Consider the following 12,045-nt stretch of genomic DNA (forward strand, 5'->3'; position numbering starts at 1 on the left):
GTTAATTAGGGAGCTTAGTTTGAGATCAGGGTAATTGATTGATCTGGCTGTAGAACTACCGCGATGATTTCGTTATCGATTTTTGTGGGTATGTTGCTTTTGAATCCCTTTGACCCGAATGGGTTTTGTAGCCTGAGTGTTGATTTTTTTTGTGATGTGATGGTTACTTTTTGAGTTTGCTTGTTCTTTCTTACAGCACTGACTTTGAAACCTCCCTCTGCACGCAGGTTGGTGAAGCTTGCATCGTCCCATGTGTCGGGAACACTGGGGAAAATTCGGATTTTATCACCCCAACTTTGCAAATACATTTCATGAATGGCATCCATCAATAGGAAGTTTCCTTCGAGGGTAAATGGGCGGTAGGTGAATCCGCTGAGTCCGGATTTTGTTTGATCTCCGTTTACGTGGAAGCCGTTTCGGGTAACAAAGGCTCGTTCAAAGTCCGTAAGCAGGCGGGCTGCATCGTCGGGAAATCCAGCGCGAGCGGCGAGTGATGCGGCCCATGTGAAGGAGTATCCCACCCATGCTCCAGAGCCTTCATCGATTAATTGCCGGACGGTGGCACGTACGGCTTCGCGCTCTTTTTCGCCCTGATCGATGTTGAGTGTCGCGAGTGGGTGAATTGCCATGGCGTGTGAGAAATGCCGATGGCTGTTTTTGAAGGGAGTGCCTTTACTGACGAGAAGCGCTTTTGTCTTAGGGTCGAATTGAAGGGGCGGCATCTTTTTCTGGTAGGCAGCCCATTTTTTTGCATCGTTAGACTTGCCGAGAGCGTGCGCCATTTCCTCTAGAGCCTGGAGCGACCATGTAAGAAGCGCTTGGTCGAAATTGGAGTTGGGTTCGAGATAGGCTTCCCAGCGCTGGTCATGCCACTCTGGACTGGACGAAGTTTTGAGGTAGAGTTTTCCATTTTTTTCGTCGGTGAGTTGGAGTGTGGAGCTAGTGATTTCTTCGAACCAAGGGTAGGCTGTGTCGGCTAGGAACTGATCATCGCCAGATGTTTTCCAGTGTTGATAAAAGGCGTGACCGTTCCAAAGTCCGGCGGTAAGGCTCATGGCATATTGACCCCATCCGCCCATCGCTTGGCCTTTGTGGGTCATAACTCCAGGTACCATGGCGGTATCGAGATCAAAGAAGTCTTTACCGTATTTTCGGAACTGAGGCATACGATCAACGTAGTAGTTGATATAGGACATGCCGGGGTCAACGAGACCTGCTGCCTGCCAAGCGACGTAGGTCATTTGGGTATTGAGATCGTTGTGGTAGTCTCCTTTCCATGGTGGCAGTCCTCCGGCGTCCGCAGTCCACACGCCTTGGAGTGGCATTGGGCTGGCGTGAGCACGGCTGCCGGATCCGTAGTAGTATTTAACAAGGTTGTAGTGGTGTTGGAGTCGTGGACGTGGGATGGTGACGGAGGATGCGTTGTAGAGATTGTTCCACCAGGATTTGTGAGAGGTGTGAAGATTTTTCCAACCTGAGGAGAAGCTGTCGGCGATGATTTTGTCGACATGGTTGCGGGGGGATTTTGCATTTTCGTTTGTGGCTGTGGCGATGGCGACCAGCAGGTGGTCTTCCATTGGCTGCCAACGCACCCCGAAGGTAAATTCCAGTTCCTCAGCAGTTTTTTGAGTGTAGATGATGGAGTTGTTTTTTTTGACGATAGATGGTGCCGGGTATCCGAGTTTGTCGATGGATGCGGGACGGACAAATTTAAATTCAGTGCCCTTGGGGACGCGAAGGAGGGTGACAGGTTTGGTTGCGGAAAAGAAAGCGTGTGCGGACTTTCCGTCGGTGAGTTTTACCTCGGCGGTGGCGGTGGAGAAGTCGAGGTGAAAGGTCTTGGCCGTAGTTCCCTCAGGGAGGGTCATGACGAGTCGTCCACCAGGGATTTTAGTCCATTTGGAACCGTTGTAGGTAGCGTCGAAATACTTATTCCAAGTGGCACGGTCTTTATTCTCGATTGATTTGAGCAGTGTCTTATAGTTGCGTTTGGAGTCGTAGACATTGGCGTTTCCTCTTTCGTCCCAGAGATCTCCGCGGTCGAGTGAGAGCCGGAGTTCCCGTCCTTCACCCCATAGCAGCCCCCCAGTCATTCCATTTCCGAGAGGAATGGCATTGTCCCATTTTTTGATTGGTGCGGGCAACGTTAGTGAGTCTTTACCTAGGAGGTCATTTTGGCGCTCTTTGGATGTGACAATTTCTTCAGCATGAGAGGTAATGTGAAGAGATAGAGAGAGCGCTATGGTTAGATGCTTAAACATGATGATTTTTTGTGGTTGATCGTTGTGTGAATTATTCCTCAGGAATCAGAACAATGTCTGTGATCATGAGGTTGGGTCCAGTGGCGGCTTCGGCTTTGAGAATAAGTTGGCCATCGTTGGTGTCTTCTCGGATGAATGGGAACTCAACCCATCCGCCCTCGGTATGTGGGCCTAAGTGGTGGGTTTTTCCTTCGAAAGAAATGTTTCCGGTGCGTCCGTTTTTATTCCAGTCGTGGAAGCGAACGAGGACTTTGCCGGGAACGCCTGATCGAGGTGTGATGATTACTTTGACGTTTTTTCCGTGCCAGGCTGATCCGTCTTTATCTCGCCATACACCATCGGCTTCGACTTTGTAATCGACACCTTCGCTTTGGCGGAGAATTTGGTCCCGCCCTTTACTCCATTTAGCCGTTTGGCCATGCGTTCCTACTTTACCAGCTGCGTTGATGTAGAGGTCGGCGTTGGTAAACTTCGCTGGAAGTTTTTGGAGTTTGATCGTGGGGTCGTGAAATAGCTTATCGAGGGCTTCGGTGGCCATCATGATCTGCGGACTAAACTGCTTACCGGAGGTGTAGTGAATCAAACTTTGGCGGAGTTGCTTAACTTCCGGTAGTTTTTTTGCCTGATTCTTACTGATGTTGTAACCGCAGACGAGTAACTTTCCTTTGTCGACATTGGTTTCAAAGATGGAACCAAGCCGGCGATTGTGGTGAAAATCGGTGACGGGCTCAGCGATGGGGCGGTAAGTGTTTGGGGTGACACCTGTCAGGTCAAATCCTTTGGCTCCACGACAAATGCGGTGCCAGTTCCAATCTCCATGAGAAGGAGTCGGAAAGTCGGCAAAGGCCGGATGATCAGAGCTGATACGCAGGCCAATGGTTTCGCGGTTCTGGCCGGGGAAGAAGGGAACCGACCAGTAGAGAGGAAACCAATGTGCTTGTTTGCTGGCTTTCGGGCCTCCGAATTGGTTGGCGATGAGGATCACCTTTTTTCCTTCAGCCAGTGCTGGCTTGGCTTCGCCTTCCCAGTCGGAGGTAACGAGTACCGATGAGGGCTGGGCAGTTGCCTTGACTTCCGGATAGATCCAGAGATCGTAGCTGTTGCTTAGTGAGTGTAATGCAATCTCAATGCTGAGAGTCGCTTGTGTGGCAACTGTGACGGATGTCATGTTGGGGGTGAATGAGCCGATTGGAGTGACTGATCCCGTGGGCGCAGAGAAGGGATCGATCTTGCCCTGATCGATGAGTTTTCCGTCGTTGGTCGTAAGTTTCCAAATGGCGGCTGCCTTATCGATTTTCTGTTCGCCATAGTGGTGAATGAGGGCATCGATGCTTGGTTTCTCAGACGCTTTGTAAACGTATCCTGGCAGTTTGAGCAATGGGACCGTGGGTGCGCAGTAGTGGCGAAAACTTTTAAGGTCTGTGGTCCCTTTGCTGTCGTAGAATGAATCCAACCAACCAATCAGCGCTTCCCCTTGACCGGAGAAATCTTGCATGCCGAGGAGTTGGAAGCCACGGCACGATGGGGTGCGTAAGAAGGACTCGATTTCATCACGGTAGAGAATGCGGTTACTGGCGCCGGAGGCCATTTTGAGTTCTTCGCTGCGATCATAGAGGCCATTCTTTTTAGCCTCTTCAGCCATTTTCATCAGCCTGTAAGGTTTGAGTGGGCCGGTGTATTTGGGGAGTTCCTTTTTCCAATCGACGTAAACCGGCCATTGTCCGATTTCGTGGGAAATGATCGGGACGGAAGCCTTACTGTACTTCTCTTCATAGTCCCAGTTGGTGCCGAAATTGACTTTTTGACGAACCCAACCAATATGAGGGATGTTGTGGGTGGCATTAAAGTCGCAGAATGGAGTGATTGTGCGCGCGGTGGATGCTGCGTAGAGGTGGCGTGGGTCGTGTTTTTTGGCATCGCGCATCCAAGTTCCGGTGACATCAAAGTTAGAGGTTCCGAGTTCGTTACCAATGGCAAAAAAGATGAACGATGGATGGTTACCGTAGGTATCGATGGTGCGGCGGATTTCGGCAAGCGCAAAGCTGTCGATGCTGCGGTCGTTATGACCCAAGCCTTTGGGGTGACCAAGGGTATCCATTTCCTTGCGTTTGTTGGGTTTGGTCATCCAGTGGTCAATCCAGATCGGGGCTTCAACCTGGAGGTAGATGCCGAGTTCGTCAGCTGCTACAAAAGCGGCTTTTGGTGGGCACCATGAGTGGAAACGGGCATGGTTCAGGTTGTGGTCTTTATAAACTTGCCAGACTTTTTTCCAACCTTCTACGGTGACGGGAGGATGACCGGTAAGAGGGAAGACAGCACATTCTAGGTTGCCTCGCATAAATGCGGGTTTTCCATTGATTAGTAGTTGGTTGCCTTGGCGGGAGACTTCACGAAAGCCAAAGCGCGTAATGGAGCTATCAATGACGGTTCCACCCTGAAGCAAGTCCACTTGGACTTGATAGGTTTTCGGATTAAATTCGGACCAGGTTTGAGGCTGGTTGATTCGACTTTCGAGAGTCGTCGAAAAATGGCCCGAAGCATCGATATCGGCTTCAAATGCCCGTCCGCTGCCGTTGTTGATGCAGATGGCTTTCAGCTGAAGGGGGCCTTGACCAGAGCCGGTGACTTCTACCTTTAACTGGCCATTGTTCGATGGGAAAACGCGAACGAAGTCAATGTGGTTGTCGGGCACAGCTCGGAGTTCGATTTTTCCGACGATGCCGTTCCAAATCGATTGAGTTTGGTCACCGTAGGCGTGGCCTTTGTCACCAATGGGGTGAACCATCCGGTTATCGATCCGCACTGTGATTTGGTGCTGACCGGGAGTGAGTTTTCCTAAAACATGCTTGTGGGCTGTGTTCAGTGAGTCTTGAGGTGGGGAGATTTCCTTGCCGTCGATCCAGACACGGGATTGCCACATCACACGCTCAAGAATGAGTTGGGTGCTCATGTTTTTCCAGTCTTCAGGAATGGTGATAGTGCGTGAGTAATAGGCTGGCCCCGTATAGGCATACTCGCGGTTGAGGTGATAATTGTATGGGATGGATTTCGTGATGTGTGGGCCTTTTTTTGCCAGATCGGTAGTGCCGGGCAAAGTCATGGTGTCGTTCCATTTCCATTTGCTGGGCTCGGTTTTGATCATCTGATCACTAGGGTCTAACTGAAGATTCCAAGTGCCGGAAAGATCAATGGGTTGAGTTTGAGCTGTGAGGATGTGAGTCATCAGAAGTAAGAGTAGAGTGGTGGCTTGTAATGTCATGTTCTATTAGAGTGTGTGATTTATTGAAGCTGGTAACGTTTGACTTCTTCTTGAAGTTTTTGTTGGAGGATTTTCACTTTTTCCGGGAGTTGGGATGCGAGGTTCTTAGTTTCTCCTAGATCTTGTTTCAGGTTGTAGAGTTGTGGTTGTTTGCTGTTGATGAGCTTCCAGTTGCCTTTGCGGATCGTCATGGTCCGGCGGCCGCAGATGAGAAATTCACGTGCCGCTGCACGATGGTCCAGGAGTGCGGGGAGATGGTTTTGAGAGTCGGTCTGATGGGGGGGCTCTATTGATTGTCCGGTGAGTTTTGCCAGAGAGGCGAGCAGGTCAACTTGACTGATCACGGCATCGGAGTTTCCTGCTGCAATGGTTCCTTTCCAAGTGACAATGAAGGGGACGCGGGTACCTCCTTCGTAGGGGGTGTACTTGGTTCCGCGCAAGGGGCCTGCGGGGTTGAAGTTTTTCTTTTGAGCCGCAGCAAGCGATCCGTCCAGGTAGGCGTCTTCGAGCTTCGGCCCGTTGTCACTGGAGAAAATAATCAGGGTGTTTTGGTGGAGTTTGAGTTGAGTGAGTTCCCGGGTGAGTTGACCAACACAGTCGTCGAGCTGCAGGGTCATGTCACCGCGAGGTCCGAGTCCGCTTTTACCGGAAAAACGAGGATGAAATAGCCGCGGGGCGTGGATGTCAGCAGTGGAGAAGTAGAGAAAAAATGGTTGGTCTTTGTGTTTGCGGATATACTGGATGGCCTTGGCTGCGAGGTCGTCAGCCATGGTTTCATCGTCCCAGCGGGCTGCCATACCACCGGTCATGGTGCCGATGCGGCCAACTCCTCCGTGAATGGTGCCGTTGTGGTGATCTCCGGGACGGCATTTGACCTTCACCCGATCCGGGAACTCTTTGACGGTCGGCTCAGTCCCTACTTTTTTACCGTAACTAACAAACAGAGGGTCGGAGGGGTCGAGATTGGCTACGCGTCCGTTTTCGAGGTAGACACACGGCGTGCGGTCATTGGTAGCGGGAATGATGTAGCTGTAGTCAAAGCCGATTTCGTTTGGACCCGGTTTGATCTTGGTGTTCCAGTTGATCGGAGCCTTGCCATCACCCAGACCAAGATGCCATTTGCCGATACAGGCTGTGGCATACCCGGCCTGTTTGAGCATCGACGGTAGTGTTTGGTGTTCGGGGTTGATGATGAGTTTGGCATCACCACGGGCAATGCCTGTTCCGTTTTGGCGGAAGGGAAGCTTACCGGTCAACAGGGAGTAGCGTGAGGGGGTGCAGGTCGCAGCAGCAGCGTAGCCATCGGTGAAGCGGATGCCATCTTTTGCCAGTTGGTCAATGTGGGGTGTTCGAATCGCAGTCGCGCCGTAACAGGATAGGTCACCGTATCCCAAATCATCCGTGTAGATGATGATGATGTTAGGTCGGGTGCTTGCGAGTGAGAGGGATGACAGCGCAATGAGTGTCAGGAGGATTTTCATGGGTTCGTGTTGGTTAAGAACGGTTTTGTTACGTATGCTTGATCATTTGAAGCCCGTCTTCTGCTTGTTTGATCAGGGACCTGGCTTCTTGATCCTGACGAGCCTGTAGGTCATCATCAAAAACCAGCAGGTTGGGAAGGCTGGTAGCGAAATAATCGATAGTGGCCTTTTGTTGAAGTTTTTGTTTCCCGTAATGAAGCAAGCTTTCAAACAGCGCGTTTGCTTCATTTTTTCGATCAAGCTCGAGCAGTGCCAGACCTCGATAGTAACTCAGAGGGCTGTGTTCGATGGCTTCCATTCCTGCAAAGTCACCGATTTCTTCTGCGGCTTCTGTGAATCTGGAGGCCGCTTCGTCGTACTTGCCCATGGCGTTGAGACTGCGGCCTAACCAATAGTTGACATTGGCTTTGGCCTGTAGCGGGTGGTAGGCTTCGCCGAGTGATTCCGGGGTGTCCATGGCAGCGCGGAAGTGCTTGAGTGCTTCTTCTGCATTTCCTCCATCCAGGTGTTTTTGTCCCAGGAGAAGGTGAGCGGTGGTGTATTGTTTGAGCACCATACCCTCACCTCCTTCCCACGGGTGGAAGCGACGTGATATGATCAGATCGAGCGCTGCGTCCGGGCGCCCGGATTCGTTGAGCAGCGTGGCGAGCGCGACGACGGCGTCATCGCGCTGCATCACGAGTTCGCGGTGGTTTTCGAGAAATGCGAGACGTTGTCCGGAGTTCCGTCCTCCTTTGTCGGCGAGTTGGTCTGCTTCTGCGATCAGTCGGGCATCACTAGGCGCCAGAGCGATCGCCCTTTGGTAATAGTGGTTCGCTTGTTCGTAGTCATGTTGTTGGTTCCAGACCGCGATGCCGAGGTTGCGGTAAATTTGCGGGATCTTACTCTGCGCTTGTTCGGCTGTTTGCCAGACGCGAATGGCATCAGCGTGGCGCTTTTTATCGTAGTAGTAGTTGCCCAGCGCGTAGCAGGCGAGAGGGTCGCCTCCGGGTTCTTCGATTGCCCACTCGAGGATCAGCATTTCCTCGGCGCGGGATGGGAAGAAGTAGTCGGATGATTGATCTCTGGCTTGGCTGAGTGTTTGCTCGCTCTCGGGGATGCCGGCTTGTTGCTCAAGCCATGCCTGGACGTAACGGGTCATGGCGCTTCGTTCCGACGGGTTGGGAACCGCAACCTCGATGACGGGGTGGCTGTGATGCCATTCCAGCAGCAGCAGGGCTTCGGAATGGAATCCGGCTTCGATATAATCAAAGACGAGATCGAGAATGGTTTGGGCGTCGTTGCGACAGCGGTCGAGGAACTCGGTTTTCAGACATGGGTCATTGCTGATTAGAGCCTGCTCAAAGCGGGCCCAGTGGTCGAGCGGATCCTGGTCAAGCAGGTGGTGGATCGTGGTGGATGCGGCATCGGTTTCACCGAGTGGCCTGCGGATGGCTGCTTTAAGAACTTGGGCTTTATTGTTTTGACGATTGGTGTCGAGTGACGATTCGAGGTGCTCGAGAGCACTTGCCCAGTCGTGACGGCAGGCATCGATACATGCAATCTGGTAGTATGCCGGACTCCGCCATGCGTAATCCCAGGTGGCTTTATAGAAGAGGGGGTATGCTTCGTTATTTTTGCCGAGCCGGAGGAGGCAAAGCCCCAAAAAGTAGTGGGCTTCGCCGGTGACCGGGTTCGGATGCCGGTGGGTGAGTTGCTGGATCGATTCGTTCAGGTGCTGGGCGGCTTCGGTGAGTTGTCCGCGCTCGAGGAGACGTTTTCCGAGGGCCAGGTGGCAGCGGCAATCGGCGGGGTCGCGTTCTAAGGCTTCGTTCCAGTAGTCTTCGGGGTTGCGGGTCGGGTGACGGTATTGCTCGAGGTGCTCTCCGGTGAGGAAGAGGCTGTCTTGGGACGGGATATCCTCGGGCATCGGCGGTTCGGTGGCCAGTGGGCGTTCGCGTTCGAGTTTGGAGGGGTCGACGCCCTGGTACTTCAGGATGGCTTGGCCACTTGCACTGAGCAATCGCACCTGAAGATCAGCTGGCGATTCGCCGGGGAAGCGGGTGGCATCGTTTTTCCAGCTTTCACCGGGTTGGAGGCTGAGGGTGAATTCAGTGAGTAATTCCCCACGGTAGTAGAGGATGAGCTTGGCTTCTGAGATGGCTTTGGACACACACAGTCCGAGTTCGATGTTGCGGTCTTCACGGATAGAGCATGCGAGTGCGGCTTCCTGGTTTGCCTGTTGCACCGGGCCGATGTTTTGGATCGGCCACCAGAACTGGGAGAACGTTTTGGTTTCGTAGGGGGCGAGGTAGGTGAAGTCCGGCTGGTTATCTGTAAAGACACCGGCCATGAGTTCGACATAAGGGCCGTTGTTGTCGGTCAGTTCACGATCCCAGGCCCAGCCAAAGGCGTCGTTGCCCCAGGTCCATTGTTTTTTTCCGGGGGAAACGTGACGGTTGGCCACGTGGACAAAGCCACCGTTGGCAAGATGGTCGTATCCGCCGAAAAAGCCGTCGTTCGTCTGGCAGACCATGTAGCTGGTGGGGACCGGGATGTTTTTGTACCAACTCAGGTCATTGGCATCTGGTCGGTCCTGATAGGGGATGTCGTAGTATGGATTGTTGGCAACGGGGAACGAGGACATCGCGCGCACGGCGTGGTCTGCGACATAGTGGACGTCCGGCGGGAAAAACGATTGGTATTGGTCGTGGACCATGGCCGCGACGTTGGCCCACCAGAGGAAGGTGTGGGTCAGTGGCGTGCGGTTGTAGAGGCGCGCGCGCAGCTCGATGAGTGACGAGTCAGGGCGCAGGCGAATGCCGTGCATGCCCTTGAGCCGGTTGAGCGGGTCGTGCTCTGACATCCAAACGGTGCGGGCACCATCGGATTCTTCTTCGATGTGTATATCTGTGGGAAGGTAGGTTCCTGGTCGGTGGTGCTGTGGCCAATTGAACTCGACACCACCCGATATCCAAGGTCCTGCGAGACCGACGAGGGCAGGTTTGATGACATCCTGACGGTAGAAAAAGTCGTAGTTGTTATTGGTTTTATCCTGACCGGTGAATATGCGCCCGCCGATCTCGGGTAGCATGCTCAGTCGGACAAAATCGTTTTCCAGCAGAACGGATTGATAGGATGCATCGACGGGTTCGTCATAAACTTTATCGACGAAGGGGACGGGGTAGACTTTCCCGCAGCTTCCTTGATAGACGCGCTTTTCGAAGAAAAGTGGGTTTTTCTCAGGTTCTCCGAGCGGATAAGTCGGGATCGATTGACGGGAGATGTGTGCTTGAACAGACATATGGGTGAGTTGAAATGGGATGATCTTCTATTTCTAACTGACGAGTTCGGTTTCAATTTGTTCGAGGCTTTTTCCTTTGGTTTCCGGGATGTGTGAACGGATGTAGAGGATGCCGACGAGGCAGATACCCGCATAAGTCCAGAAGGTTCCTGCGGGGCCGAGGCTGTCGCGTAGAATGGGGAAGGTGAATGAAAGGATGAAATTGGCCACCCAGAGTGAGAGCACGGCAATCGACATCGCAACGCCACGAATGGCATTGGGGAAAATCTCAGAGATGAGCACCCATGCGACCGGACCGAGAGTGGCAGCAAAGACGGCAACGGCAAGCAGGGCGAAAGCGACGACATACCAGCCGGTGTTACCACTGTAATAACACCAACCAATCGCGAGGTGGGAAATGAGTAATCCCGCCGAACCGATCAGCATCAGAGGTTTGCGCCCTAGGCGGTCGATCGTTGCCATGCCGACAAAGGTGAATGCCATGTTCGTCAGGCCGATAATGACCAGGCTGAACATGATGCCACTCACGGTGAATCCTGCGTCACGGAAAATATCCGGGGCGTAGTTGAAGATGACGTTGATGCCGCACCATTGCTGGAAAACGGCGATGAAGATGCCGACGAGTAAGATTTTAGACATCGGCCGTTGAAACACGGCACTGGCTTTTAGCTGTTTGTGTTCCTTGTCGAGGGTTGCTTCAATTTCCTTCAGCGTTTGAGTGGCATATGCCGAACCGCCGATACGCTCGAGCACGCCATAGGCTTCATCGTCGCGGCTTTGTTTGGTAAGCCATCTGGGGCTGGGCGGGACAAAAAACATCAACAAGAAAAAGAGCCCGGCAGGAATGGCTTCGGCTGCAAACATCAGTCGCCACCCGGTGGTTCCGTTCCAAGTTTGTTTGAGTTCTTGGTTGGTATACTTACGCAGCGCAACCAAATCGATCGAGGAGACGGGGATGGGGTCGGATGAACGAAGTGCGGAACGAAGCTCGGCCGTATTTACAATCTCGACAGGAAGGTCAGTCAGAATTTCCTCATTGAGAATGGCCTGGCGTTGAGACTCGGTAAATAGGTCTTGGCTGTAATGATTGTCCTCAGTGTTGGATTGGGCTGCTGTTTTGATTTGGAGATCGGCAGCCAGTGCGCACTCCTCTTGAATGCGCTGGGGCACGGGGTGGTATTCGGAGATTTGATAGTTGATCAGCTGGGCCAGGAGGATGCCGATGACGATGGTCAGCTGGTTGAGTGAAACAAATCGGCCGCGGTAGCGGGCCGGGGAGATCTCAGCGATGTACATCGGCGAGAGGGTGGAAGCCATTCCCATCCCGATGCCACCGAGCAGGCGGTAGGCGATAAATTGATGGAAACTTGGGGCATAGCCCGACCCAATGGCGGAGATGAAGAATAAAAGGGCGGAAACCATGAGCAGCTTGACCCGCCCGTAGCGGTCGGCCGCTTTGCCAACACCGAGGGCTCCGATGATGCAGCCGACGATGCAGGAGCTGACGGCCCAGCCCTGCAGAACAGGGGAGTCGAGATTGAAATGCAGCTCGTAGAATTGTTTAGCTCCTGAAATCACCAGAAGGTCATAACCAAAAAGCAGTCCGCCTAAAGCTGAGCTCAAGGAGATAAATAGAATAAAGCCCATATTGAATGAGGTGCTTGCAGGCTTATTGCAGGCTCGGGCTGACGAGTTTGCCGGTCGGTCATGTTTTTTCATATGGCAGCTTGAGAAAATCATATTTACCAAGTGATTGGAATA

At 52.8% G+C, this 12,045-nt stretch carries 5 protein-coding genes; all 5 read right to left on the reverse strand.

Annotated elements, in window-relative coordinates; translation table 11 throughout:
- Positions 1 to 14 precede the first annotated feature (14 nt).
- From HW115_RS06585 to HW115_RS06605, 5 genes are read right to left on the reverse strand one after another with little or no spacing between them, the layout of a single operon-like run.
- The gene (locus HW115_RS06585; protein WP_178931793.1) at positions 15 to 2,261 is read right to left on the reverse strand and encodes a glycosyl hydrolase family 95 catalytic domain-containing protein; all 2,247 of its coding nucleotides are present in this window, start codon (positions 2,259 to 2,261) and stop codon (positions 15 to 17) included.
- Positions 2,262 to 2,292: 31 nt separating this feature from the next.
- A complete protein-coding gene (locus tag HW115_RS06590) occupies positions 2,293 to 5,520 on the reverse strand; it encodes a DUF8487 domain-containing protein (protein WP_178931794.1) in 3,228 nt (1,075 codons plus the stop codon).
- A 20-nt stretch (positions 5,521 to 5,540) separates the two neighbouring features.
- Positions 5,541 to 7,001 (reverse strand): sulfatase family protein, encoded by a 1,461-nt coding sequence (locus tag HW115_RS06595; RefSeq protein ID WP_178931795.1) that lies wholly within the window; start codon positions 6,999 to 7,001, stop codon positions 5,541 to 5,543.
- Between the two features lie 28 nt (positions 7,002 to 7,029).
- On the reverse strand, positions 7,030 to 10,284 hold the full coding sequence (locus HW115_RS06600) for a DUF5107 domain-containing protein (protein WP_178931796.1): 3,255 nt from the start codon (positions 10,282 to 10,284) through the stop codon (positions 7,030 to 7,032).
- 33 nt (positions 10,285 to 10,317) lie between these two features.
- Positions 10,318 to 11,931, reverse strand: a complete 1,614-nt coding sequence (locus HW115_RS06605) for a sugar porter family MFS transporter (RefSeq protein WP_425498135.1) — start codon at positions 11,929 to 11,931, stop codon at positions 10,318 to 10,320.
- Positions 11,932 to 12,045 lie beyond the last annotated feature (114 nt).

Source organism: Oceaniferula marina (genome assembly GCF_013391475.1).
In the GTDB taxonomy this organism is placed as follows: Bacteria; Verrucomicrobiota; Verrucomicrobiia; order Verrucomicrobiales; family Akkermansiaceae; genus Oceaniferula; species Oceaniferula marina.